This is a genomic window from Burkholderia sp. BCC1977, assembly GCF_905339595.1.
Taxonomy (GTDB): domain Bacteria; phylum Pseudomonadota; class Gammaproteobacteria; order Burkholderiales; family Burkholderiaceae; genus Burkholderia.
The window spans coordinates 51,297-74,954 of record NZ_CAJPGQ010000012.1; the positions used below are offsets into that span (position 1 = coordinate 51,297).

A 23,658-nucleotide genomic window follows, 5' to 3' on the forward strand; every position below is an offset into this window, starting at 1 on the left:
GTCGGTCGGATCAGAACACGGCGAGCGACGCGTTCGTGATGTCGGTCATCAGCATGTAGCCGGGCGTATGCGCGATCGCGAGCGGCAGCCTGGCTTCCATCAGCGCGGTTTGCGGCGTCACGCCGCATGCCCAGAACACCGGCAGTTCGCCGTCGCGCACCGTCACCGCGTCGCCGAAATCGGGCGCGCCGAGATCGGCGATGCCGAGTTCCCGCGGATGGCCGATATGGACCGGCGCGCCGTGCACGCCCGGGAACCGGCTCGTGATCTGCACCGCGCGGATCGCGTCGGCGCCGCGCAGCGGCCGCATCGACACGACCAGCTGGCCGCCGAAGATCCCCGCGCGGCGGTTCGGAATCGACGTGCGGTACATCGGCACGTTGCGACCCTCCTCGATGTGGCGCAGCCCGATCCCTTCGCGCGCCAGCATGTCCTCGAACGAGAACGAGCAGCCGATCGCGAACACGACGAAATCGTCGCGCCACAGCGCTTCGAGCGATTCGACCCGCTCGGTCAGGCGGCCGTCGCGGTACACGTTGTAGCTCGGCACGTCCGTGCGGATGTCGAGATCCTCGCCGAGCACGTCGAGCCGGAACGCGCCCGGTTCGCCGACGCCCAGCAGCGGGCACGCCTTCGGGTTCGCCTGGCAGAAGCGCAGGAAATCGTGCGCGTACGCGTTCGGCAGGATCGCGAGATTCGCTTGCGCGAACGGGCCGCACTGGCCGGCCGTCGGGCTGCGGAACGCGCCGTTGCGTACGGACTGGCGAAATTCGGAAGGCGTCATGATGGTCGTGGGCAGATCGGTATGTCGTCAGGATGACGCGGTTGCGTCAGCGGATACGGCGAAGAATAGAAAAGAAAAAATGTTGTCGCCAACGAGTTTTTTTGCGCCCGGCGTATAGAATTTCTTAACGGTTCTCGGGGTTTTCCCCGGTCCCGTTCACTTTTCTTCACCGGCATGCTGCGCGTCCACTTCCCGACCGACCACCATGAACACGCGTTTTCTCGAAACCTTCGTCACGCTCGCGAAGCTGCGCAATTTCCGGACCACGGCCGCCGCGCTGCACGCGACGCCGGCCGCGATCTCGCAGCGCCTGAAGGCGCTCGAGGACGAATTGCAGACCGTGCTCGTCGATCGCGACAGCCGCGAATTCCGGCTCACGCCGAACGGCGAGTACCTGCTCGGCTATGCGAAGGCCGTCGTCGAGGCCACCCACGAGTTGCAGGCCGCCGCGTCCGGCGAAAGCGCGCTGCGCGGCAAGCTGCGGCTCGGCGTGATCGAGACGGTCGTGCACAGCTGGCTGCCCCATTACCTGCGCCGCCTCGCCGCCGACTATCCGCAACTGGAGATCGACCTGACCGTCGACGTCAGCGTCGTGCTGCAACGCCGGCTGATGGCCGGCGAGCTCGACCTGATCATTCGTGTGGAGGGCAGCGACGAGGCGTCGGTCGTCTGCGACGCGCTCGCGAACTATCCGGTGCGCTGGATCGCACGCGCGGGGCTGCTGCCGACCACGCGCACCGGCCTCGCACGCCAGGTGCTGCGCCAGCCGATCCTGACCTACGGGCGCGGTACCGCGCCGCATCGCGCGCTCGAGGACATCGTGCGCACGCTCGCGCACGCGCATGGCGTACCGCTTTCTGAGACGCGCATCACCGGCTCGCCGTCGATCTCGGTGATCGTGCAGCTCGTGCGCGACGGCTTCGGCGTCGCCGCGATTCCGGTGCTGTTCGTCGATGCGCTGATCGCCAGCGGCGAGGTCGTCGAGCTGCCGCTGCAGCCGTCGCCGCCGTCGATCGTCGTGTCGATGTCGCGGCGGGCCGATGCGCCGAAGTTCGTGCACGGCGCGTCGATTGCGGCGCGTGCCGCGTGTCACGAATATTGCGGGAAGAGCAACCGGTTGCTGGTCGAGGCGCTTTGATGCGGTGCGGGAATGCCGAGCGGGTCACGCACGGCGCCTGACGCGCCAATTCAGCAATCGGCTTACGCCGGCTGCCCCGCATGCGGCTGCGCGAGCTTGCCGTCGCCGTACTCGCGCAGCACCTGCGAGATCACCACGCGATAGCCGTCCAGCCAGCGCGCCTGCTTCGCCTTCGCTTCCAGATGCGCGGGATGCTGCATCAACTGCCGCAGCGCCGCCTCCGATTCCCAGTAGTAGACGTTCTGGATCAGCCCCGCCTCGGCGTTCTCCCAGGTCTCCTCGCCGAGATAGCCGGGCGTCGCGCGCGCCATCTCGGCGATCTGGCGGTCGAGCCGGTGAAACTCGTCGTCGTACTGCCCGGCGCGGAAAATGAAGGTCGATGCGTACATGCGCGCTCCATCGGAGACGGTTGAAAGAGCGCCAAGTGTAAGACACGCATGGCGTGCCGCCGTCGTCACGCAGTGAACGTGATGGAGTCGTGCCGCTCGTCGAGCCATGCGTCGATGCGTGGCGCGTCGGCGCGTGTATCCGCCGTGGCGTCCGGCAGCGCGGCGAGCGCATGCCGCGCACGTTCGAGGGACTGTGCGAACCCGCGCAATTCGCGCGTCGCCGGCCGGTCGTCGAGACGCCGGCGCGCGAGCGCCGCTTCGACGCGCGCATCGATCAACGCGCGTTGTGCGTCGATGAAGTCGATGCACCGCGTGCGGCACTGCGCGGAGACCGATGCGACGGCCAGCAGCACCGGCACGATCGACATCGTCAGGTAGCCGCCGGGCGCAAGCCGCGACAACGCTTCGCGCACCTGTGGTCCGCCGTCGATCAACGATGCGAACACCGCGTCGCGCCACACCGCGCGCTCGAACGCGAGCGCATCGCGAAACGTGTCGAGCGCCGCGCGGTCCGCGACCTGCCCCGCCGTCACCAGCGGGATCGCCGACGCCGTATCGACAGAAGCCGTGCCGTCGTCCGCGCCGACGATGCAGTTCGCGCCGAGCCACGCCGTCTCCTCGCGCCGCCCGGCGAGCACGCGAGACTGCAAGCGGTCCGGCAGCATCGGATCGAGCGGCACCGCGGCGCAGATCGACGGCTTGTCGGCATGCACGCTGCAACGGCCGTCGTCGGCCAGCGCCGGGCACCGGCCGAGCGACGGATAGTCGTAGCCTTGCAGCGTCAGCGCGATCCATTCGTCGCCGGCCCCGCGCGCGCGATGGAACAACGCGTTCGCGAGCGCATCGGAGGCCGCGACGTCGTCCGCGTCGAGCGCATGCTCGCGTCCGCCCGCGCGCGTCCGTTCACCGATGCGCCGCTTCGGCACCCGATGGATCGTCAGCGCGCCGACGAAGCGGTGCCGATGCCGGAACAGTTCGCGCAACGACAGTGTCGGCGCGCTGTTGCAGCAGCGGCCGCACGCATTGCACGCGAGGCGGTAGTCGTCTACCACGGCCGTCGCACCGAGTCCTGGTAGCGCGTCAGGATGAAATGCGCGACGTCGTCCGAGTGATACGCGGCGACGAGTTGCGCAACCCACGGCTTCGCACGGTCGGCGTCGCGCACGGTCAGCACGTTCGCATACGGCGAACGCGCATCCTCGAGATTGATGCTGTCGCGCGCCGGCTGCAGCCCCGCGCGCGCGGCGTCCTCGCTGTCGATCGCGACGAACGCGGCCGAGTCGAGCGCCGCATGCAGCCGGTCGCGGCGCAGTGCGACGAGTTTCAATGCGAGCCGGTTGCCCGTCACGTCGCGCAGCGTCGCATGCAGGCCGGCCTTGTCGCGCAGCGTCACCAGCGTGTCGTTCTGCAGCAGCACGAGCGCGCGGGCCATCCCGCGCGGATCGGCCGGGATCGCGACCGTCGCGCCGGGCTGCAGTTCGTTCAGATTCCTGAGCTTGCGCGAATAGAGCGCCATCGGCAGCGTGACGGTCGGCGCGACGGCGGTCAGTGCATAACCTTTCGCCGTGCGCGTCGCGGCCAGGCGCTGCGCATCCTCGAAGCTCGCCGCGTCGATCGTGCCGTCCGCGAGCGCGGTATCGATGCGCGACGCGTCATCGAATGCGACGACATCGACACCCAGCCCGCGCGCGGCGGCGACGCGCTTCACCTCGTCGAGGATCTCCGCATGCACGCCGCGCGTCACGCCGACGCGTATTGCCGGCGCCGCGGAGTCGGCCGCAGCAGCCCAACCCGGATGGGCAAGGCCGCACGCAACGATCAACGATGCGGCAACGAACTGCTTCACCGGCTTCATGACGCATCCCTCAGGATCGTGCGAAACCCGATATGCGATGCACCGAGATCGGCTTCCTGCTGTTCGCGCGACGACGCGCGATAGCGCACGCAGTAATCGCGCGAGCACAGGAACGAACCGCCCTTGATCACCATCGGCGTGTCGTGCCGGCGCGTCGGCGGTGCGACGGCCGCCGTGTCGCCGTTCGTGTGCGATTGATGCGGGCCCGTGTACGCGTCCTTCGTCCATTCCCATGCGTTGCCGATCATGTCGTACAGGTGGAAGCCGTTCGCCGCATAGCAGCCGACCGGCGCCAGACCCCCATGGCCGTCCTCGGCCGTATCGAGCACCGGGAACGCGCCCTGCCAGTAGTTCGCGGCCGGCTTGCCTTGTGCATCGCGCGGCGCCGCATCGAGCGACGCGTCGTCGCGACCGGCCTTGCCCGCGTATTCCCATTCGGCTTCGGTCGGCAGATCGCGGCCGAGCCAGTGCGCATACGCGAGCGCGTCGCGCTGCGTGACGAGCGTGACGGGCAGGTTGCCGAGCCCGTCGACACTGCTGCCGGGGCCGCGCGGCTGTCGCCACGATGCGCCCTTCACCCACGTCCACCATGCCAGATCGCGCGCATTCAGCTCGTCGCGCGTCGGCACATGAAACACCGCCGCGCCGCCCTGCTGCTCGGCCTCGGTCACGTAGCCGGTCGCCTGCACGAACGCGGCGAACTGCGCGATCGTCACGTCGGTCTGGTCGATCCAGAAACCGCCGACGCGCGTCTTGCCGTCGCCGACCGGACGCTCGTCCGCATAGCCGCGCGTGCTGCCGAACACGAACGCGCCGCCGCTCAGGTGCACCATCCCGGCCTGCGGGTCGTCGCGCCACTTCGCGGGCAGGCCCGAGTAGCGCTCGCACTGCCGCTCCGAGCCGAGCGGCGCGAGCGGGCGGCCGCGATTCGCGTCGTCGAAGGCGCCGGCGGGCGACGTCGACGGGCTCGCATGGCCGGCGGTAAACGCGACGGCAAACGCGGCGGCAAACAGCGTGGCCGCGAGCGCCGCGCCGAGCGTCGGGAAGCGGAACCGCATCGTGCCGTCCTCAGTAGTAGCCGCGCGGACGCAGCGGCTCGACGCCGCCGACGTTGCTCATGTAGGTCTTCCACTGGTCGACCAGCGTGCCGATCACCGACGGGTTCTGCGCGGACACGTCGGTCGTCTCGCCGCGGTCCGCCGTGAGGTCGTACAGCTGCCAGTGGCCGTCGAGCGGCCCGAGCGGCGGCTCGGTCCACAATGCCTTCCAGCGGCCGTCGGCGCTGCGCAGGTATGCGCGGCCATACGCTTCGTCGCCGAACGGCGTGGTATGCACTTCGCCCGTGGCCGAGCCGGTGAGCACCGGCAGCAGCGACTGGCCCGTCACCGGATAGACGTAGCGATTGTTGTAGACGACCTTGCCCTTGTTCTGGTCGACGCCCGTCAGCGTGTTCACGAGCGGCGGCGCAGGCTGCGACGGCGGCGTGACGCCCGCGACCGCGAGGAAGGTCGCCGTGTTGTCGGTCACGTGCGTGAATGCGCGCAACGTCGGCAACTGCTGCGCCTGCCCCGGCAGGTGCACGATCGTCGGCGTCGACACGCCGCCTTCGGCCGAGTAGCCCTTGGTGAGCCGGAACGGCGTCGCGCTCACTTCGGCCCAGCGCAGTCCGTACTGCAGCCGCTGCGCGTTCTGCTTGCCGTTGTCGGTGCCGAGCGCCGAATAGATCGGCTCCTGCCCGTTCGCGGTGTCGGTCGCCGTCGGGTCCGCGCCCGAGTCGATCGGCCAGCCTTCCGCGCCGTTGTCCGACTGGAACATGATGAACGTGTTGTCGTATTCGCCGATGTCCTTCAGGTGCTGGATCAAGAGGCCGATGTTGTAGTCGAGGTTCTCGACCATCCCCGCATAGATCTCCATGTAGCGCGCCTGCGCACGGCGCTCGGCCGGGCTCAGGCTCGCCCACAGCTTGTCGACCTTGCCGGTGCCGTAGTCGCTGTAGCCGTCGGCGGCCGAATGCACGGCGCTGAGGTACTTCGCGTTCGCGGTGCCGTTGTTCGCCGTCGCGGGCGACGCCGCCGTCGTTTCGGGCAGGCCGTCGAACGGCCTGAAGTCGGCGGGAATCAGGCCGAGCGCCTTCTGCCGCGCGATCCGCGCGTTGCGGATCGCGTCGTAGCCGGCGTCGTACACGCCCGCGTATTTGTGCAGCCACGGGTCCGGCACCTGCAGCGGCCAGTGCGGCGACGTGTACGCCGCGTATGCGAAGAACGGCTTGCCGTCCTGCTTGTTCGCATCGATGTACGAAATCAGCTTCTGCGTATAGAAATTCGTCGAGTAGAACACGGCCGGATTGCCGCCCGCGCCGCCCGGCTGCCCGGGCTGGCCAGGCTGCACGTAGCTGCCGTCTTCCGTGTAGTTCGACGAGCCGGCCGGCTCGTGTGCGAAATGGTTCGTCGCCGCGCCGCCGAGCAGCACGTAGCTGCGCTCGAAGCCCCACTGGTCAGGCGTCTGTCCGCTGCCCGTCGCACTGCCGACGATCCCCGAGCCGATGTGCCACTTGCCCGCGATGTAGGTGTGATAGCCGGCATCCTTCAGCAGTTGTGCGAACGACAGCGCGCGATCGTTCAGGTAGCCCTCGTAGCCGGGCATCCCGCGCCGCTCGTCGGTCGGCACGCCCATCGTGCCTTCGCCGACGAGATGGTGATCGGTGCCGGAAATCAGCATCGCGCGCGTGATCGCGCACACGGTGCCGGTGTGGTGGTTCGACAGGATGCGACCCGACGCGACGAGCGCGTCGAGGTTCGGCGTGTCGATCTCGCCGCCGAACGCATGGATGTCGGAATAGCCGAGATCGTCGGCCATGATGTACAGGATGTTCGGGCGCTTGGCCGCGGGCGTCGCATTCGCCTGCGGCGGCGGATCGCTGTCGACGCCGCCGCACGACGCGAGCGACAGCGCACCGGCGATCGCGGCGCAGACGACACGAAAACGAAAGGCATGCAACGGCGCGGCGGACTTTTTCATTTTGTCGAACGCTCAATCTACGGAGCGGCGATCTTAGCGTCGCCCGCGCGGCGCCCAAAGTCGGATTCGTCACATGCTAACGGGGCGGGGGAATATGTGACACGCGCGATCATACGGCGGGTTGTCGACATCTGATATCGCCCGCCGTTTTCGACAACGTCAATCGAGCATGCGAAATCAGGATTGCTTCCCCCCCGCCTTCAACACACAATAAGTCACTTGCTATTTCGCTACGCATATAACGCAGATCGATCGCCGAATTGACCAACGGGCCGATAAAGACATGTTCTTTCGAACAGATTCCAGATTGCTTGCGCCGATACACAGCCTCCTGAAAAAGCCATTCGATTTTTCCGCCGGGAACAGTATCCACGGGCCGCTGCGTCAGCAGTTGATGCACCGCGACGACTACAAGAGTCTTATTGCGCTCGGAAATTTCTACGATCGCGCGCGCCTGCCGATGCAACACGCATTGACCGCGATCAAGCCGCGGCTCGAAAGCGCACTGTCGCCCGTCATTCAGCCCGATGCCGACTTGACCGCCCTGTGCCGGATCGAATTCGACGGCGCCGCGCCGCCGCCTGCTTTCAATATCAGTGCGGCGCAATATTTCGGGCACGTCACGCTTCAATGTCAGCTCGAACGCTTGTCCGATCTATGCGATCTGAAACAATCGGGCACGGAAAACGCCTTGCGCGACCCGCTGGTCGCCGCCGCGCTTCGCGTGCTGATGCTGAACGAAGCGCTCGCGCTATGTTTGAGCGGCATCGCAAAAGTCAGCTATCACGCGGACCGTTTCGATATTTCCGTATTCAACGACGCCGCGCACGACGCGCTGCGGGCCACCTGGTTCGCGCGCACGCTCGACCGGAACAGCCATATGAGCACGCTGGCATTCGTCAAGATACTCGCGGATGCGGGTGCCGTCACGGCCGCGGATCTCGACCCGCTGATCGAACGCATCCTCGACCGTGACCTGTCGATCTCGTGGCAGCGGCTGACCGAACAGGGGCGCACGCTGAACAGCATCCGGCACCTGCGCGACGCGATCGCGCTCGTCGCGGTAATCGCCGTGACCGCCGTCAGAGGCCAATCGCTCAGGGTGACCCGATCGAATCTTTCACGACACGGACTCAAACTCGACGCGGTGGCGAGCCTCCTGCGGCGCCAGGCACTGGCGCTCGCGACCGACCGGTTCGTAACCTGCCATGGCGACGTGCTCGGCATCCGCATCGATGCCGTGTCGAAAGGCCTGCGCACCTACTATCGAGTGCTCGAGGCAGAGTTCGGCGAACGCGATCTGCTGCGGCAGCATGCCGGCGGCATTTTCTTCGAAAAGACCTACATCAGGCAGCGCATCGACGACGGACAGGACTATCGGCCGCACTTTCGGACCTACGAGGGCTTCACCCGGGACATGGTCCTGGACGAAGCGCCGAATGAAGCGGATGTCGAATTCATCATCCATGACGCCCGGCAGCGACATTACTACTTCATCCAGATCAAGCATGCGCTGCTTGGCGAGAAGGCGTTTTTCGAAGCGGCCGTCTCGACCGTACAAAAGGATTTCGGCAAAGGCCTTCACCAGCTGCGGGAGGCCAAGCGCCTGCTTGAATCCGGATTGCTTGCCAAAACGCTGGCCGCGCGGCACATCGACGACGCCACGCCGGAAAATTCAAGCTTCGTGCTGCTGCACAACATCGCGCAATTCGACTTCCAGAGCACCGACGACGGCATCTCCCTGTACGACTGGGCGACGTTCCGGAACCTGCTCAAGGACGCCGAGTGCCAGGTCGGCTCGACCCGCGGCGGCCACCAGTTGATCCGGCTGCCGACGCCGCTGCGGCTCGACCGCCCGATGGCCGTGATCCGGCGCTTGCTTGCCGAGCATCCCGCATATCAGCCGATGCGCAACGGCGACTGGATGTCCGACCGCGCCACTAACGAATATGCGATCGACGACAAGACGATTCGCGTGAAAGGGCTCGGCATCTGAACGACGCCCCTTTTCCTCGCCTTTTCGTCACGCGTCGTCGCGGAAGCCGGGCACGCCGCTCGCCCTAAGCGCATCCACGCAAATGCTTTTCCGAATCCGTTATTGGATCGCGCCGCCGCGCGTTCCTATACTCGTCAGCACTCTCCGATGAAGAGTGCCAACCAATTTCGACGCAACAGAACAGGACGGACAGATGAGCCTACGCCCCTTGCACGACCGGGTCATCGTGAAGCGACTCGACCAGGAAACCACCACCGCCTCGGGCATCGTGATCCCCGACAGCGCCGCGGAAAAGCCCGACCAGGGCGAAGTGATCGCCGTCGGCCCCGGCCGCAAGGATGCGGACGGCCAGCGCATCGTGCCCGACCTGCAGGTCGGCGAACGCGTGCTGTTCGGCAAGTACGCGGGCCAGGCCGTCAAGGTGGGCGGCAACGAATTCCTCGTGCTGCGCGAGGAAGACATCGTCGCGGTCGTCAATCAATAACGGAGTGCAATCATGGCAGCGAAGGACATCATTTTCAGCGACGTCGCACGTGCGAAACTGACCGAAGGCGTGAACATTCTCGCGAACGCGGTGAAGGTCACGCTCGGGCCGAAAGGCCGCAACGTCGTGCTCGAACGCAGCTTCGGCGCGCCCGTCGTCACGAAGGACGGCGTGTCGGTCGCGAAGGAAATCGAACTCGCGGACAAGCTGCAGAACATCGGCGCGCAGCTCGTGAAGGAAGTCGCGTCGCGCACCAGCGACGCCGCCGGCGACGGCACGACGACGGCCACCGTGCTCGCGCAGGCGATCGTGCGTGAAGGCCAGAAATACGTCGCGGCCGGGCTCAATCCGCTCGACCTGAAGCGCGGGATCGACAAGGCCGTCGCATCGGCCGTCGACGAACTGAAGAAGATCAGCAAGCCCACCACCACCAGCAAGGAAATCGCGCAGGTCGCGACGATCTCCGCGAACGGCGAGGAATCGATCGGCCAGCGCATCGCCGAGGCGATCGACCGCGTCGGCAAGGAAGGCGTGATCACCGTCGAGGACGGCAAGTCGCTCGCCGACGAGCTCGATGTCGTCGAAGGGCTGCAGTTCGATCGCGGCTACCTGTCGCCGTATTTCATCAACAACCCCGACAAGCAGATCGCCGAGATCGAGAACCCGTACATCCTGCTGCACGACAAGAAGATCGCGAACATCCGCGACCTGCTGCCGGTGCTCGAGCAAGTCGCGAAGTCGGGCCGGCCGCTCCTGATCATCGCGGAAGACGTCGAGGGCGAAGCGCTCGCGACGCTGGTCGTGAACAATATCCGCGGCATCCTGAAGACGGTCGCGGTCAAGGCGCCGGGCTTCGGCGATCGCCGCAAGGCGCTGCTCGAGGACATCGCGATCCTGACCGGCGGGCAAGTCGTCGCCGAGGAAACCGGCCTCACGCTCGAGAAAGCGACGCTCGCCGAGCTCGGCCAGGCGAAGCGCATCGAGGTCGGCAAGGAAAACACTACCGTGATCGACGGCGCGGGCGACGCGAAGAACATCGAGGCACGCGTGAAGCAGATTCGCGTGCAGATCGACGAAGCGACCTCCGACTACGATCGCGAAAAGCTGCAGGAACGCGTGGCCAAGCTCGCGGGCGGCGTCGCGGTGATCAAGGTCGGCGGCGCGACCGAGATCGAAGTGAAGGAGAAGAAGGACCGCGTCGACGACGCGCTGCACGCGACGCGCGCGGCCGTCGAGGAAGGCATCGTGCCGGGCGGCGGCGTCGCGCTGATCCGCGTGCGGCAGGCGATCCGCGTACTCAAGGGCGCGAACGCCGACCAGGACGCGGGCATCAAGATCGTGCTGCGCGCGCTCGAGGAACCGCTGCGCCAGATCGTCGCGAATGCGGGCGAGGAAGCGAGCGTGGTCGTCGCGAAGGTCGCGGAAGGCGCGGGCAACTTCGGCTACAACGCGCAGACCGGCGAATACGGCGACCTCGTCGAATCCGGCGTGCTCGATCCGACCAAGGTCACGCGCACCGCGCTGCAGAACGCGGCATCGGTCGCGGGGCTGCTGCTGACCACCGACGCGACCGTGTTCGAAGCGCCGAAGGATGCGGTGCCGGCCGCGGCGCCGGGCGGTCCGGGTGCGGGCGGGCCGGGGTTCGATTTCTGACGACGCGGTTTGCCGTGCCGGCCTGCCGGTGCGGCGCGACACCTCCGGAAGCGCGCGGCGACATCGGTCGCCGCGCGCTTTTTTATTCGTCGAGGATCCGCAATCGCGAACCGCTGTGCGAGTGCGGATCGTCCCGACGAGCCGCCCCGTCGATCGATATCGACGAACCCGGCGTGGCCGTCCGCCAACGGCATCGCGTCTCGCATATCGCGTGGCCGTCCTCACGAATTTACGATCTTTTTACTTGCGGCCTCGGCGGCGTTCACTAGAATAGCTTCGCAATCCGACCTAACGACCGCGCCATGATCATCCGAAGTCCTCGCCCTCCGAGTCGTATCTCCGCCTGACTGGCCGAACGCCTGCGTCCGTCTTCCCCGAGCCGCCGTTCCGTCATCAAGCGAACGGTGTGCGCTGCAATTCCCCCGCACACTCACCTCCCATCGTTTCGATCGATCCGCCGCACGCTCGCGCGGCGTTCTGTCGACGCGCATGCCGCACCGCCCGGCCCCTTCCGCCCTTGCCCTGGAGCAATCATGCTTGGCTTGACGTTCTGGAAACACGTGATCGGCACGCGAACCGACGCAATCGACGACGACTGGACGCGCACCCACCACCGGCACCGCCGGCTGTCGAGAACGCTCGTGCTGAGCGGTGCCGCGGCCGCCTTCACGGCGATCGCGTTCGGCGCGCCGGTCGTCGGCATCTCGATCTTTCTGGTGACCACCGTGCCGTTCATCCTGTCGGGTACCTGACGAAGCGCGCCGCCATCGATACGCAATTTTGATATCCGGCCCACGCGTATCTGACACCGTCTTTACGCGGAGTTGTCTAGCATTTCCCTGTCATCACGACACGGAGAAATCCGCATGCGAACACAGCCGGCCGCCGACAGCGGCCACCCCATGCTTGCCCCTCGACGCGACGGCCCGTCGCGCGCGCCCCGTCTGGCGGACAGATGCCCGCCCGACAACATCCTGCTCGACGTGCCCGTCGAAAGCACGCGCCAGTTGTTCGATCTGGTCGCGCGACATATTCAGCGCGCCACCGGATTCGACGCGGAGACGATCGGCGCCGAACTGGCGCAGCGCGAGCGGCTCGGCTCGACCGGCCTCGGCCAGGGCGTCGCGATTCCCCATGCGCGTGTCGACGGGTTCGGCCCGGCCGTCGCGCTGTTCGTTCGCGCGCTGTACCCGTTCGCATTCGATGCACCGGACTGCAAGCCGGTGCGCGAATTCATCGTGCTCGTCATGCCGAAAGAGGACGATCGCGGCTCGCTCGAACTGCTGGCCGATGCGGCCCGCTGCTTCGGCGAACGCGCGTTCCGTCAGGCGTCGCGCGACGCGCTGACGCCGGACGAGATTCACGGGCTCATGCAACGCCCGCACTGACGCCGCGCCGCGTGGCGGCGGTCCCTCCCTTCCTCCTGTTCAATTTCCATGTTCCCAGACCCTGAAAGTCCTACCCTTGCGTCACGGCGCGTGGCCGGGCTGGCGCGCTCGCTGCCTTTCATGCAGGCCCTGCACGGACAAACCGTCGTCATCGTCGATGGCGGCGCGAGCGGTGACCCGCGTTTCCGCCAGACCTTCTCGCAGGATGTCGCGCTGCTCGCGCTCACCGGCATTCGCCCGATCGTCGTCCAGGGCAAACCGGCCGCGGCCGGCGTGCAGTCCGTCGACGAGACGCGTGCCGCGATGGCCGAGGTCAACCGCGAACTGGTCCGCCTGATCGGCTGTCACGGCGTCAAGGCGATCGGCGTCGACGGCCACGACGGCGGCCTGCTGCTGGCCGGTGCCGATGCCGATCGGGCCAGCACGAGCCCGGTCGCGCAATTCGACGGCACCGCGTTGAATGCGCTTCTCGGGAACGGTCTCGTGCCCGCCGTGATGCCGGTCGCACCGGACGACGCAGGCACGGACCGCCTGCTGCGTCCGGAACGCGTCGGCAGTCTCTTCGCGCAGCGTGCGGAGGCGACGACGCTGGTGATGATGGTCGAGCGCGCGCCGCTGCGCGAACTCGGCGAGCTCGCGGGGCTCTACGGCATCACGGAACTCCAGCAATGGCTCGCCGAACATCCGGCAGCCGATGCCGCGCCCTATGTGCGGGAAGCGCTCGATGCGCTCGCGCACGGCGTGCAGAACGTCCATCTCGCCGATATCGGGCAACCCGAATCGCTGATCGACGAGCTGCTCACGGACGAAGGCGCGGGCGTCGTGTTTTGCCGGCGCGGCAACGCCGATCTGCTGTCCGAAACCCGTCGCTACTTCGCCGATTCGACGTGCGTGCTGCGCGACGGCTTCAGCGTCGAACGGAAGCAGGTCGTGCGCTTCTGAATCGGGCACCTGGGCCGCGATCGCGATTGCCGGGCTCGGCCTGCTCGTGACCCACGTCGCCCGGGTGCACACCGCGCTGCGGCTCGCGGGCGCCACGTACCTTATCTGGCTCGGCACTGAAAACGGTGCTGACCGCACGCAAGCCGTCGCCCGTTTCCGCGCCGGCCGCGTCCTCCGACTGGAACGCCGTGAAGAAAGGCGATGTGGTCAGCATGACGAACCCGAAATCCGTCGCGTTCCACGGCAGCATCTTCGCGTTGATGGTGCCGGCCCATGCGCCGGCGTGGCTCGACCTCGCGGTCGTCGCGCTGTCGATCGGGATGTCGGGCGCGTGGTACTGCACGATGGCGCTGCTCGCGTCGCACCCGTCGGTGCGCCAGCTGCTGATTCGGCGCAAGGCCGTGCTCGATACGACGGCCGGGCCGCTGCCGATGGGGCTCGGCGGGCGCATGCCGGCAGGGCGCTGACCGGCGCCATGTTGCCGCACGCCACCCGAAAAACGGTTCATCGCGGGATTCCGGGGAACGCGGCGCACCGCGCGCATCGTCGGCCCCCGAACGGCCGGGGCCGCGTGCCGGCAGGGTTTTCATCAGGACATCCGGGGCGCCGCACGATCCATTATGGAGAAAGCACTGTCGCAGCCAACCGCAGGAGGGCGCACCGTGACTTCCGATCCCACTCCCTCGACCGCCTTCGTGTTCGCCGGCGGCGGCAGTCTTGGCGCGATCGAGGTCGGCATGCTTCGCGAGCTGGTCGCAAGCGGTGAACGGCCCGATTGCGTCGTCGGCGCGTCGGCGGGCGCGATCAATGCCGCCTATTTCGCCGGCCGGCCGGACGCGGACGGCGTCGCGATGCTCGCCGCGCTGTGGTGCAGGATCCGCCGTCAGGACGTCATGCCGTTCTCGATGCGCAGCCTCATCGCGATGCTGCTGCGCAACCGGCCGCATCTGGTCGACGGCGATGCGCTGCGCCTGCTGCTGGAAAGGAACCTGCCGTACCGACGGATCGAGCAGGCCGCGTTGCCGCTCCACATCGTCGCGACCGACGTGCTGAACGGCCGCGAAGTCGTGCTGTCCGCCGGTTCGGTCGTGGATGCCGTGCAGGCCAGCGCGGCGATTCCCGGCGTGTTTCCGTCGGTCAGCATCGGCGGCGTGGAACTCGTCGACGGCGGCGTCGCGAACAATACGCCGATCTCCGTTGCGATCGCGCTCGGCGTCAAGCGGATCGTCGTGCTGCCGGCCGGATTCGCCTGTGCGTTGCGCGCGCCGCCGCGCAGCGCGATCGCGCATGCGACGCACGCGCTGACGCTCGTGATCGCGCGGCAACTGGTGCGCGATCTGGAGCTGTACGCGGCGCGCGCGCAAATCCATGTCGTGCCGCCGCTCTGTCCGCTCGACGTGTCGTCATACGATTACTCGCAGTGCGCGCAACTGATCGACAAGGCCGCGGAACGCACCCGCGCGTGGATCGATGCGGGCGGGCTCGCGCAGTGCGCGATTCCCGGCCAGCTGCGCGAGCACGATCATGCCGCGGCGCTGTCGCATTGATGGTTGCTCGCCCGCCGTGCAAACCCATGACCGACGAACGCCGCTTCCAGGGCTACCGGTTCCTCTCCCCGGAAACAGGCGAAGAAGCCGAAAAAGGGCCGCTTGCGACATCCCGTTGCCGGGAGCCGCAAACGGCCCTCTCGCGTGCCGCGCGTCTCAGCGCCGCGCCGCCAGCCGCCTCACGACGCTGACCAGCGCATCGACTTCATCGCACGTGTTGTAGAACGCCAGCGACGGCCGCACCGTCGCCTCGAGCCCGAAGCGCCGCAGGATCGGCTGCGCGCAGTGATGACCGGAGCGCACCGCGATGCCCGCTTCGTTCAGCGCCTGCCCGACTTCCTCGGTCTCATAGCCCTTCAGCACGAACGACAGCACGCTCGCCTTGTCGCGCGCGGTGCCGACGAGCCGCACGCCCGGCACCGGCGCGAGCACGCTCGTCGCATACGCGAGCAGATCGTGCTCGTAGCGCGCGATGTGCTCGATGCCGACGCGGCTCACGTAGTCGAGCGCCGCACCCAGCCCCACCGCATCCGCGATGTTGCCGGTGCCGGCCTCGAAGCGGTTCGGCGGCGGCTGGAACACCGTGCGCTCGAACGTCACGTCCGCGATCATGTTGCCGCCGCCCTGCCAGGGCGGCATGTCGTCGAGGATCGCGCGCTTGCCGTACACGACGCCGATGCCGGTCGGCCCGTAGATCTTGTGCCCGGAGAACACGAAGAAGTCCGCATCGAGCGCCTGCACGTCGACGCGCATGTGCGAGATCGACTGCGCGCCGTCGACGAGCGCCTTCGCGCCCGCGCGATGTGCCAGCTCGACGATCTCCTTCACCGGCACGACCGTGCCGAGCGCATTCGACACCTGCGTGACGGACACGATCTTCGTGCGGTCGTTGAGCAGCTTCCGGTATTCGTCGAGCAGCACCTGCCCCGAATCGTCGACCGGAATCACGCGCAGCTTCGCGCCCTTGAGCGCCGCAAGCTGCTGCCACGGCACGATGTTCGCGTGATGCTCGAGATGCGACACGACGATCTCGTCGCCTTCGCCGACGTTCTGCACGCCCCACGTCTTCGCGATCAGGTTGATCGCCTCGGTGGTGCCGCGCACGAACACGATCTCGTCCGGCGACGCCGCGCCGATGAAACGCCGCACGGTGTCCCGTGCGTGCTCGTATGCGTCCGTCGCGCGGCCCGCCAGTGCATGCGCGGCGCGGTGGATGTTCGAGTTCTCGTGCGCATAGAAATGGGCGAGACGGTCGATCACGGCCTGCGGCTTGTGCGTCGTCGCCGCGTTGTCGAACCAGACGAGTTGCTTGCCGTTCACGCGCTCCTGCAGGATCGGGAAATCGCGGCGGATCGCGTTCACGTCGAACGGCGGGCGCGCGCCGCGATGCAGGTTGCCCGGCGGCTCGGCGGCATGCGCATCGTCGACGAAGTAACGCGGCACGTCGGCCCCCGATGCGCGCGACACCGGCACGTCGCGCTGCACGGCGAGCAGGTCGCGCAGCGCGTCGTCGCCCGGCAGCCCGAACGCTTCCGGCGACGCGAGGCCGTTCGACGGCACGACGATGTCCTGCGGCGTCGCCTGCCAGCCCTGCCGCGAGCCGTCGGTGAAGTAATACGGCGACGCGGCCGGCGCGGCCTTCACCGCGCCCTCCGACACCGCCGCATGCGCCTGCGGCACGCCGAGCGCCGCGCCGCCGACGCGCGGCTCGAACGCGGGCGCGATCGACACCGCATTGTCGGGCAGCCCGTTCTGCGCGGCCGCATGCGGCGCGAGCGCGGGCACGCGATTGCCGAGCGACAGCACGTGCGTCGGCGCGGACGGCGCGAGGTTCGCGCCGGGCGCCTTGCCCAACGCCTTGTCCTGCAACGCGAGGCCCGGCACGCCGGTGCCCGTGCCGCCCGGCCCCGCGAGCGGCGAGCCGGCCGGCGCCGGATTGCTCGCCGACGCGAGGATCGGTGCGGCAGCCGGCAACGCCGACGGCACGCCGCCGACCGCCCCGCTGCCCGCCGACAGCCCGGGTGCGGTGGCCTGCCCGGGCGGCGTCGCGAAGAACTCGGCCGCGAGCCGCGCGAGCGCCGCCGGGTCGGGCAGGCCGGCCGGCAGCGGCGCGTGCGGCAACGCGAGCGCGTCGCTGCCGGCCGAGCCGGGATTAACGGTAGGTGTCGGGATAGTCATGGTACTTGGCGATTTCGACGTCATCGAGGACAGCCAGCGCATCCGGCGAATGGACCGCGAGCGAGCAGTACAGCGAGATCAGGTACGACGCGATCGCCTGGTTGTTGATCCCCATGAAGCGCACCGACAGGCCCGGCCCCTGCTCGCCCGCGACGCCCGGCTGATAAAGGCCGACCACGCCCTGGCGCTTGTCGCCGACGCGCAGCAGCAGGATCTTGGTCTTGCCGTCCGCGACCGGCACCTTGTCCGACGGGATCAGCGGAATGCCGCGCCACGTGAGGAACTGCGAGCCGAACAGGCTGACCGTCGGCGGCGGCACGCCGCGCCGCGTGCATTCGCGGCCGAACGCGGCGATCGCGAGCGGGTGCGTGAGAAAGAACGCCGGCTCCTTCCACACCCTGGTCAGCAGTTCGTCGAGATCGTCCGGCGTCGGCGCGCCGGTCAGCGGGAAGATCCGCTGTTCGTCGGTCACGTTCGCGAGCAGCCCGTAGTCCGGGTTGTTGATCAGCTGGCTTTCCTGCAGCTCCTTGATCGTCTCGATCGTCAGGCGCAGCTGTTCCTTGATCTGGTCATGAGGACTGCTGTAGAGATCGGAGATCCGCGTATGCACGTCGAGCACCGTGCTCACCGCATTCAGGAAATACTCGCGCGGCTGTTCCTCGTACGGCACGAAGGTCTGCGGCAGCACGCTTTCGTCCTCGAGCTGCGTGCACGCGGCGCGCACGGCTTCCGGGTTCTTCACCTGGTTCAGGCGATAGATGCCGGCCTCGACCGGCACCCACTGCAGCAGATGGGTCAGCCAGCGCGGCGTGATCGTGGAAAGCTGCGGGACGGTCTTGGTAGCGTTCGCTAGTTGGCGGGCGGCGTGATCGCTCAGCGCGGCCGTGCCGCTTGCAACGGTCGACATGTGTGGCTCCGGGTTCTTAAGATGAAAAACGGGATTGCTTATGACGCTGGGGGATTATCGGAAGCGCGCACCTGCCGGCTCAACATGCTATAGCCGTCATGTCGCGCGCCGCCGAAACGGAACGGGGACGAGGCGGCCTCAGGTGACGAACGTGCCCGGCAACAGCGTCGAGATCGACACATCGAACGCGCGCGCGATCTTGTCGGCGGTGACGATCGACGCGATCGCCTCGCCGCGCTCGATCTCGCCGACGTACGAGCGGTTCAGCCCCGCGTGTTCGGCGAGCTGCTCCTGCGACCACGTGCGCGCTTCGCGCAGCTTGCGCACGTTGGCGCCGAAGTGCTGGATCAGGTCGCTCATGTCGTCACCCGTGCGTCGGGTAGCGGCTCGGTCGGCTCGGTCGGCTCGCGCCGCGCGCGCGGCGCGCCATTCGCCTCGCTGCGCAGCACGGCCTGCGTGATGTTCGCGCCGGCCGGCACGTCCTGCGTGAGCCACACGTTGCCGCCGATCACCGCGCCGCGGCCGATCGTCACGCGGCCGAGGATCGTTGCGCCCGCATAGATCACGACGTCGTCCTCGACGATCGGATGGCGCGCGAGCCCTTTCTCCAGATGGCCGGCCGCATCGCGCGGGAAGCGCTTCGCGCCGAGCGTGACGGCCTGGTACACGCGCACGCGCTCGCCGATGATCGCGGTCTCGCCGATCACGACGCCCGTGCCGTGGTCGATGAAGAAGCCGCCGCCGATGCGCGCGCCCGGATGAATGTCGATGCCGGTTTCCGCATGCGCCTGCTCGGCGATGATCCGCGCGAGCAGCGGCAGCCCGAGTCGATACAGCTCGTGCGCGAGCCGGTGGTGGATCATCGCGAGGATGCCGGGATAGCAAAGCAGCACTTCGTCGACGCTGCCCGCCGCGGGATCGCCATGGAACGCGGCCAGCACGTCGCTGTCGAGCAGCCGGCGGATGTCGGGCAAACGTGCGGCGAACGCCTGCACGGCGGTGGCAGCCGCTTCGTCGATCCGCGCATCGGTGTTACGTTGCCGCGCCGCGTAGCGCAGCTCGAGCGTCACCTGCGCGAGCAGCGCGTTCAGTGCCGCGTCCAGCGCGTGGGCCACATGGAAGTTCTCGCTCTCCTGCCGCAGGTCGGGCGGCCCGAGCCGCATCGGGAACAGCACGCCCTTCAGCGCGCCGATGATCTGGGCGAGCGCCTCGCGCGCCGGCAGGTCGCGCCCGCCCGGTTCGAGCGAGCGTCGCTGCTTCTCGCGCCACGCGCGGCGCACGGTCTGGAGCGACTGAACGATGTCGTCGATATCGAATGCGGCCATGCTGACTTCTCCCCTTAACAGCCGTGACTCAGTCCTGCGTCCACGGCAGGCCGCGATGGCGCCAGCCGTTCCGGCTGCCGCGATGCTGCTGTTCGTCGAGGTCGCCCTCGAACCCTTCGAGCACGTTGAACACCTGCGTGAAGCCGCCCTTGGTCGCGGCCTCCGCCGCCTGCGCGGAGCGATTGCCGCTGCGGCAAAGCAGCAACACCACCGCGTCCTTGCCGGTCTTCGCTTCCAGTTCGCGCACGAAGCGCGGGTTGCGCGTCAGGCTCGTGCCGGTGGCCCACGCCACATGCAGCGACGCCGGCACGTGGCCGACGAATTTCCGTTCTTCCGCGGTGCGCACGTCGACCAGCAACGCGTCGCCGGCGGCGAACAGCGCCCATGCGGCTTCGGGTGCCACGCCGCCCGCGTACGGCGTGCCCGCCGATGCGGCCGCCGCGCGGGCGTCTTCCAGCGCCTGCTGGGCGGCGGTTCGTTCTTCCAATGCAAACGTCATCACGCTTCCTTGTTCTCGCAGATTCGTATGATCAAACACGCCGGGAATGCGGCAGGTGCAGCTTGCGTGCTGTCTATAGCCGTCAGCCCCACTATGCGAGCGCGGTCGGGGAAGCAGAACCAATAAAAATTCATTTCCTAATCAGCGGCGCGTGAAATGCAATAGCAGAGGCGCGCTATCGGTGCGGGTTCGTGCGGGGGATGCGGAGCGATGGCCGTTCGATGTCATGCATCGAAGGTTGTCGAAAGGATGGGCGACCGCGAAGTGACGAACGGTGCAGCGCGCGATGCGCTGCACGTTGTGATGGAATCCGATTTCAGTCGCCGACAGTTGGCAGCGTTGCCGCGTCATGATTGCTCCTCGTGAAAGGACATCACAATCACGGGCGGCGCCGCACCCACTCACGGCGCATCCTGCCTCGCACGTTCCGCCGCCGCGATGATCGCGTCGGCCACGGCCTTCGGCTGGCTCAGCATCGCGACATGGCTGCCGTTCACGCGCGTGACCGTCGCGCCGATCCGCTTCGCCATCGCCTCCTGCAGCGTCGGATCGATCATCCGGTCCTGCGTCGCGACGACGAACGACGACGGCTTCGCGTGCCACGCGGCCTGCGCGACCTTCTCCGCAATGCAACCGCCGTACCACGGCCCTTGCGTCGCCGCGACGATGCGTTGCTGCGCGGGCGGCAGATCCGGCGCGAAGTCCTGCGCGATCGCCTTGTCCGACAGCGTCGCGAAACCACCGGCGTCCTTGCGCAGCTCGCCGGCCCACGCCGGTGCCGGCAGCCCCTGCGTGACGTCGGCGATCGACTGGCCGTTGTCCGGTGCGAACGCGGCGACGTAAACAAGCGACTTCACCTTGTCGTCGTTGCCCGCGTCGCTGATCACGACGCCGGCCCACGAATGACCGACCAGCACGACGGGCCCCTTCTGCTCGTTGATCGCGCGCTTCGTCGCGGCCGTATCGTCGGCGAGCGAGCTCAGCGGGTTCTGCACCGAGACGACATGCAGGCCGCGCGCCTCGAGCAGCGGAATCACGCGGTTCCAGCTCGACCCGTCGGCGAACGCGCCGTGCACGAGCACGACGTTCGTTCCCTTCAGGTCGTCCTTGGGCGCCGCCTGCGCCGCGACCGCACCGAACAGCCCGCCGAGCACCGCCGCGGACACCAGAACCCGTTTCGTCAAACCGACCATCGTCATGCTCCTTTCCGTCGTGTTGTTCATTTGAAGTGTTTTCGATGCGGCCGCGCCTCTCGTATCGCAGGCGCGGCTGCGGATCACGAATGCGCGTACAGATCGTCCGCGTCCGTGCGTGCGTTCCGTGCGGCGCGCTTGTCGGCCGCGGCGTAGCCGGCGGCTGGCGCCGACGCGGCGGCCACGTTGTCGTCCTGCGACTTCGACGCACCGTTCTGGTCGGAGCGCGCGACCCGCTGCGCGGCGGCGACGGCATTCTGCGCGGCGGCGATATCGTCCGGGTAATGCGCTTCGCTGCTGGCCGGGCTGTAGCCGGCCTGCTCGAGCCGGATGAGCTCGGCGCGCACGTCGGCACGCGTGAGGCTGTGGCCGGTATCGGCGAACGACAAGGCGGGGATCGAGGCGAGCACGGCAACTGCGAGGATTCGAGCGGCTTTCATGAGATTGCTCCTTGAAGGAAGTGAGGGTATCGATCATTCGGTATCCGATGCGAACGTCTGGCACCGAACGTTTGCTGCATGTCGACAGTAGAACCCGCTCACGTATCCGGCATGTTTCCGGAACAGGGGGCTGTGCAATCCGATGTTTCCGCAACGGCGCCGGATACAGAGCGATACAAACTCGCCAGGCAGCGCAATGCGCGCCCCGCATCCCCCACCACGAAAAAAGGCGTGCCTCGCGCGGCACGCCTTTCCGTCAAACCGAACCCGTCAAGTCACATCAAGGCGCGAGCCGCGTGAACACATAGTCGTGATGCTTCACGCGTGCCTGATGACACGCGAAGCAGGTCTGGTGCTGACCGATATCGGCCGGCACGCCGTTGATGAAGCGCCCGAAGCCCCAGCCGCCCGTCGCCGCATAGCGGCGCGAATCCTTCACCATCACCTGCACGGTCGTCGCCTGGCCGGGCACCGTCGCCGGCGCGAACGCGTCCGACTGCTTGCGCTTGTACGCGAGCTTCACGAGGATCGTGCCGTCCGGAAACGGCAGCGTCGCCTGTTCGAGCGCGCGGATCGCGACGGGGTTGCCGAGCACGACGCGCAACTCGTCGAGCGGTGCCGCTTCCTCCGCCGGCGCGACCATTTCCCACTTCCGGTAGCCGGGCGGAATCGTCACGCCATAGATCGGCGACGCGGCCGGCTTCGGCTGCTCCGCCCGCGCGGCCGGGCCGTTCGCCGACAACGCACCGGCCAGCAGCACGCCCGCGACAAGCGCACGGCGCGCGCCGCGACGAACAACGCGAATGCCAGCCCGCATCACAGATGCTCCACTTGCAGGATCGCATCGGCGAACGCCTGCGGCGCTTCCTGCGGCAGGTTGTGGCCGATGCCGCCGGTGATCGTCCGGTGCTGGTACTTGCCCGTGAACTTCTTCGCATACGCGGCCGGTTCCGGGTGCGGCGCGCCGTTCGCGTCGCCTTCCATCGTGATGGTCGGCACGGTGATCGCCGGGCCGGCCGCGAGCCGCCGCTCGATGTCGTCGTATTGCGCTTCGCCCTTCGCGAGCCCGAGGCGCCAGCGATAGTTGTGGATCACGACGGCCACGTGGTCGGGGTTCTGGAACGACGCGGCGCTGCGCGCGTAGGTTTCGTCGGAGAACTGCCACTTCGGCGACGCAAGCTGCCAGATCAGCTTGTTGAACGCGTCGCGGTTGGCCGCGTAGCCGAGCGCGCCGCGCTCGGTCGTGAAGTAGAACTGGTACCACCACTGGAATTCCGCTTGCGGCGGCAGCGGCTTGCGGTTCGCCTCCTGGCTGCCGATCAGGTAGCCGCTCACCGACACCAGCGCCTTCACGCGCTGCGGCCACAGCGCCGCGATGATGTCGGCCGTGCGCGCGCCCCAGTCGTAGCCGCCGAACACCGCGCGGTCGATCTTCAGCGCATCCATCAGCGCGACGATGTCGACGGCCGTCACCGCCTGCTGGCCGTTGCGCACCGTGTCGGCCGAGCGGAACGTCGTCGATCCGTAGCCGCGCAGGTACGGCACGATCACGCGATAGCCGGCCGCCGTGAGCAGCGGCGCGACGTCCGCGTAACTGTAGATGTCGTACGGCCAGCCGTGCAGCAGGAACACGACGGGGCCGTTCCTCGGCCCGAGATCCGCGTACCCGACGTTCAGCACGCCCGCGTCGATCTGGTGGATCTTGCCGAGCGACGCCGCGCCGGCCGCGCGCTTCGTCGTCGGCGCATCGGGCGCCGACTGCGCGCGCGCCAGTGAACCGAACCCGAGGTCGGCAAGGCTCAGGCTGGCGAGTGTCGTACCCAGAATCAGGCGGCGGCGGGTGTTTACGGTATCAGGCATGACGGGTTCTCCATTGTCGATCGCTAAGGAAGGGGCCCGCGGCACGTACGGGCGCTCCGGTA

The 23,658-nt window shown here is 67.8% G+C and carries 24 protein-coding genes and 1 pseudogene; 9 read left to right on the forward strand and 16 right to left on the reverse strand.

The features are described 5' to 3' along the window. Nucleotides 1-10: 10 nt before the first annotated feature. A complete protein-coding gene (locus U5771_RS12770; protein WP_322024310.1) occupies nt 11-784 on the reverse strand; it encodes a putative hydro-lyase in 774 nt (257 codons plus the stop codon). Nucleotides 785-989: 205 nt separating this feature from the next. On the opposite strand from U5771_RS12770, the gene U5771_RS12775 reads away from it, so the two are divergent. Next, on the forward strand, nt 990-1,922 hold the full coding sequence (locus U5771_RS12775; protein WP_322024311.1) for a LysR family transcriptional regulator: 933 nt from the start codon (nt 990-992) through the stop codon (nt 1,920-1,922). Nucleotides 1,923-1,984: 62 nt separating this feature from the next. Here U5771_RS12775 and U5771_RS12780 read toward each other — a convergent pair whose 3' ends face one another. From U5771_RS12780 to U5771_RS12800, 5 genes are all read right to left on the reverse strand, one after another. Next, the gene (locus U5771_RS12780; protein WP_322024312.1) at nt 1,985-2,311 is read right to left on the reverse strand and encodes an antibiotic biosynthesis monooxygenase family protein; all 327 of its coding nucleotides are present in this window, start codon (nt 2,309-2,311) and stop codon (nt 1,985-1,987) included. Between the two features lie 65 nt (nt 2,312-2,376). Further along, nucleotides 2,377-3,363 carry a YkgJ family cysteine cluster protein gene (locus U5771_RS12785; RefSeq protein ID WP_322024313.1) on the reverse strand — a complete coding sequence of 329 codons (987 nt, stop codon included), beginning with the start codon at nt 3,361-3,363 and terminating at the stop codon, nt 2,377-2,379. After that, nucleotides 3,357-4,166: a MetQ/NlpA family lipoprotein gene (locus U5771_RS12790; RefSeq protein WP_322024314.1), complete on the reverse strand. Its 810-nt coding sequence runs from the start codon at nt 4,164-4,166 to the stop codon at nt 3,357-3,359. Before U5771_RS12790 ends, U5771_RS12785 begins: the two co-directional genes overlap by 7 nt. After that, nucleotides 4,163-5,224, reverse strand: coding sequence for a formylglycine-generating enzyme family protein (locus U5771_RS12795; protein ID WP_322024315.1), 1,062 nt, complete (start codon nt 5,222-5,224; stop codon nt 4,163-4,165). Before U5771_RS12795 ends, U5771_RS12790 begins: the two co-directional genes overlap by 4 nt. A gap of 10 nt (nt 5,225-5,234) precedes the next feature. Continuing rightward, on the reverse strand, nt 5,235-7,184 hold the full coding sequence (locus tag U5771_RS12800) for an arylsulfatase (RefSeq protein ID WP_322024316.1): 1,950 nt from the start codon (nt 7,182-7,184) through the stop codon (nt 5,235-5,237). Nucleotides 7,185-7,467: 283 nt separating this feature from the next. On the opposite strand from U5771_RS12800, the gene U5771_RS12805 reads away from it, so the two are divergent. The 8 genes and pseudogenes from U5771_RS12805 to U5771_RS12840 all read left to right on the forward strand — a co-directional run bounded on the left by U5771_RS12805 (nt 7,468) and on the right by U5771_RS12840 (nt 15,194). Further along, nucleotides 7,468-9,180 carry a hypothetical protein gene (locus tag U5771_RS12805; protein ID WP_322024317.1) on the forward strand — a complete coding sequence of 571 codons (1,713 nt, stop codon included), beginning with the start codon at nt 7,468-7,470 and terminating at the stop codon, nt 9,178-9,180. 193 nt (nt 9,181-9,373) lie between these two features. Further along, nucleotides 9,374-9,664, forward strand: coding sequence for a co-chaperone GroES (locus U5771_RS12810; RefSeq protein WP_175015197.1), 291 nt, complete (start codon nt 9,374-9,376; stop codon nt 9,662-9,664). Between the two features lie 12 nt (nt 9,665-9,676). Then, nucleotides 9,677-11,317 carry a chaperonin GroEL gene (gene groL / locus U5771_RS12815; RefSeq protein WP_322024318.1) on the forward strand — a complete coding sequence of 547 codons (1,641 nt, stop codon included), beginning with the start codon at nt 9,677-9,679 and terminating at the stop codon, nt 11,315-11,317. Nucleotides 11,318-11,850: 533 nt separating this feature from the next. Continuing rightward, complete coding sequence (locus tag U5771_RS12820) at nt 11,851-12,069, forward strand: hypothetical protein (protein WP_322024319.1); 219 nt, start codon at nt 11,851-11,853, stop codon at nt 12,067-12,069. 114 nt (nt 12,070-12,183) lie between these two features. Then, nucleotides 12,184-12,705 (forward strand): PTS sugar transporter subunit IIA, encoded by a 522-nt coding sequence (locus U5771_RS12825; protein ID WP_415859403.1) that lies wholly within the window; start codon nt 12,184-12,186, stop codon nt 12,703-12,705. A 48-nt stretch (nt 12,706-12,753) separates the two neighbouring features. Further along, a complete protein-coding gene (locus U5771_RS12830) occupies nt 12,754-13,647 on the forward strand; it encodes an acetylglutamate kinase (RefSeq protein ID WP_322024320.1) in 894 nt (297 codons plus the stop codon). Then, a pseudogene (locus tag U5771_RS12835) lies at nt 13,640-14,114 on the forward strand (LysE family translocator); the annotation flags it as partial. The gene U5771_RS12830 and the pseudogene U5771_RS12835, both read left to right, overlap by 8 nt. 195 nt (nt 14,115-14,309) lie before the next feature. Further along, the gene (locus U5771_RS12840) at nt 14,310-15,194 is read left to right on the forward strand and encodes a patatin-like phospholipase family protein (protein ID WP_322024321.1); all 885 of its coding nucleotides are present in this window, start codon (nt 14,310-14,312) and stop codon (nt 15,192-15,194) included. Between the two features lie 156 nt (nt 15,195-15,350). Here U5771_RS12840 and U5771_RS12845 read toward each other — a convergent pair whose 3' ends face one another. The 10 genes from U5771_RS12845 to U5771_RS12890 form a co-directional block, all read right to left on the reverse strand. Continuing rightward, entirely contained in the window at nt 15,351-17,372 is a 2,022-nt protein-coding gene (locus tag U5771_RS12845) for a family 2A encapsulin nanocompartment cargo protein cysteine desulfurase (protein ID WP_322024322.1), read from the reverse strand. Continuing rightward, nucleotides 17,347-18,279 (reverse strand): family 2A encapsulin nanocompartment shell protein, encoded by a 933-nt coding sequence (locus tag U5771_RS12850; protein WP_059818588.1) that lies wholly within the window; start codon nt 18,277-18,279, stop codon nt 17,347-17,349. Before U5771_RS12850 ends, U5771_RS12845 begins: the two co-directional genes overlap by 26 nt. Nucleotides 18,280-18,417: 138 nt before the next feature. Continuing rightward, nucleotides 18,418-18,639, reverse strand: coding sequence for a helix-turn-helix transcriptional regulator (locus tag U5771_RS12855; RefSeq protein WP_322024323.1), 222 nt, complete (start codon nt 18,637-18,639; stop codon nt 18,418-18,420). Further along, nucleotides 18,636-19,604: a serine O-acetyltransferase EpsC gene (epsC, locus tag U5771_RS12860; protein WP_322024324.1), complete on the reverse strand. Its 969-nt coding sequence runs from the start codon at nt 19,602-19,604 to the stop codon at nt 18,636-18,638. Before epsC ends, U5771_RS12855 begins: the two co-directional genes overlap by 4 nt. A gap of 28 nt (nt 19,605-19,632) precedes the next feature. Beyond that, complete coding sequence (locus U5771_RS12865) at nt 19,633-20,103, reverse strand: rhodanese-like domain-containing protein (protein ID WP_322024325.1); 471 nt, start codon at nt 20,101-20,103, stop codon at nt 19,633-19,635. A gap of 141 nt (nt 20,104-20,244) precedes the next feature. Continuing rightward, nucleotides 20,245-20,454, reverse strand: a complete 210-nt coding sequence (locus tag U5771_RS12870) for a hypothetical protein (protein WP_322024326.1) — start codon at nt 20,452-20,454, stop codon at nt 20,245-20,247. Between the two features lie 50 nt (nt 20,455-20,504). After that, a complete protein-coding gene (locus U5771_RS12875; protein ID WP_322024407.1) occupies nt 20,505-21,296 on the reverse strand; it encodes an alpha/beta hydrolase in 792 nt (263 codons plus the stop codon). Between the two features lie 83 nt (nt 21,297-21,379). After that, the gene (locus U5771_RS12880) at nt 21,380-21,736 is read right to left on the reverse strand and encodes a DUF4148 domain-containing protein (protein ID WP_322024327.1); all 357 of its coding nucleotides are present in this window, start codon (nt 21,734-21,736) and stop codon (nt 21,380-21,382) included. Between the two features lie 280 nt (nt 21,737-22,016). After that, nucleotides 22,017-22,553 (reverse strand): cytochrome P460 family protein, encoded by a 537-nt coding sequence (locus U5771_RS12885; RefSeq protein WP_322024328.1) that lies wholly within the window; start codon nt 22,551-22,553, stop codon nt 22,017-22,019. Continuing rightward, on the reverse strand, nt 22,553-23,596 hold the full coding sequence (locus U5771_RS12890; protein ID WP_322024329.1) for an alpha/beta hydrolase: 1,044 nt from the start codon (nt 23,594-23,596) through the stop codon (nt 22,553-22,555). The genes U5771_RS12885 and U5771_RS12890 overlap by 1 nt, the downstream gene beginning before the upstream one ends. Between the last annotated feature and the right edge of the window lie 62 nt (nt 23,597-23,658).

Bases quoted from the DNA above. Each gene is read 5' to 3' on its own strand.
- U5771_RS12865 (WP_322024325.1), bottom strand. From the start codon at position 20,103: ATGACGTTTGCATTGGAAGAACGAACCGCCGCCCAGCAGGCGCTGGAA.
- U5771_RS12825 (WP_415859403.1), top strand. From the start codon at position 12,184: ATGCGAACACAGCCGGCCGCCGACAGCGGCCACCCCATGCTTGCCCCT.
- U5771_RS12875 (WP_322024407.1), bottom strand. From the start codon at position 21,296: ATGGTCGGTTTGACGAAACGGGTTCTGGTGTCCGCGGCGGTGCTCGGC.
- U5771_RS12770 (WP_322024310.1), bottom strand. From the start codon at position 784: ATGACGCCTTCCGAATTTCGCCAGTCCGTACGCAACGGCGCGTTCCGC.
- U5771_RS12805 (WP_322024317.1), top strand. From the start codon at position 7,468: ATGTTCTTTCGAACAGATTCCAGATTGCTTGCGCCGATACACAGCCTC.
- U5771_RS12870 (WP_322024326.1), bottom strand. From the start codon at position 20,454: ATGACGCGGCAACGCTGCCAACTGTCGGCGACTGAAATCGGATTCCAT.
- U5771_RS12830 (WP_322024320.1), top strand. From the start codon at position 12,754: ATGTTCCCAGACCCTGAAAGTCCTACCCTTGCGTCACGGCGCGTGGCC.
- groL (WP_322024318.1), top strand. From the start codon at position 9,677: ATGGCAGCGAAGGACATCATTTTCAGCGACGTCGCACGTGCGAAACTG.
- U5771_RS12775 (WP_322024311.1), top strand. From the start codon at position 990: ATGAACACGCGTTTTCTCGAAACCTTCGTCACGCTCGCGAAGCTGCGC.
- U5771_RS12790 (WP_322024314.1), bottom strand. From the start codon at position 4,166: ATGAAGCCGGTGAAGCAGTTCGTTGCCGCATCGTTGATCGTTGCGTGC.
- epsC (WP_322024324.1), bottom strand. From the start codon at position 19,604: ATGGCCGCATTCGATATCGACGACATCGTTCAGTCGCTCCAGACCGTG.
- U5771_RS12890 (WP_322024329.1), bottom strand. From the start codon at position 23,596: ATGCCTGATACCGTAAACACCCGCCGCCGCCTGATTCTGGGTACGACA.
- U5771_RS12800 (WP_322024316.1), bottom strand. From the start codon at position 7,184: ATGAAAAAGTCCGCCGCGCCGTTGCATGCCTTTCGTTTTCGTGTCGTC.
- U5771_RS12795 (WP_322024315.1), bottom strand. From the start codon at position 5,224: ATGCGGTTCCGCTTCCCGACGCTCGGCGCGGCGCTCGCGGCCACGCTG.
- U5771_RS12885 (WP_322024328.1), bottom strand. From the start codon at position 22,553: ATGCGGGCTGGCATTCGCGTTGTTCGTCGCGGCGCGCGCCGTGCGCTT.
- U5771_RS12810 (WP_175015197.1), top strand. From the start codon at position 9,374: ATGAGCCTACGCCCCTTGCACGACCGGGTCATCGTGAAGCGACTCGAC.
- U5771_RS12780 (WP_322024312.1), bottom strand. From the start codon at position 2,311: ATGTACGCATCGACCTTCATTTTCCGCGCCGGGCAGTACGACGACGAG.
- U5771_RS12850 (WP_059818588.1), bottom strand. From the start codon at position 18,279: ATGTCGACCGTTGCAAGCGGCACGGCCGCGCTGAGCGATCACGCCGCC.
- U5771_RS12845 (WP_322024322.1), bottom strand. From the start codon at position 17,372: ATGACTATCCCGACACCTACCGTTAATCCCGGCTCGGCCGGCAGCGAC.
- U5771_RS12820 (WP_322024319.1), top strand. From the start codon at position 11,851: ATGCTTGGCTTGACGTTCTGGAAACACGTGATCGGCACGCGAACCGAC.
- U5771_RS12855 (WP_322024323.1), bottom strand. From the start codon at position 18,639: ATGAGCGACCTGATCCAGCACTTCGGCGCCAACGTGCGCAAGCTGCGC.
- U5771_RS12880 (WP_322024327.1), bottom strand. From the start codon at position 21,736: ATGAAAGCCGCTCGAATCCTCGCAGTTGCCGTGCTCGCCTCGATCCCC.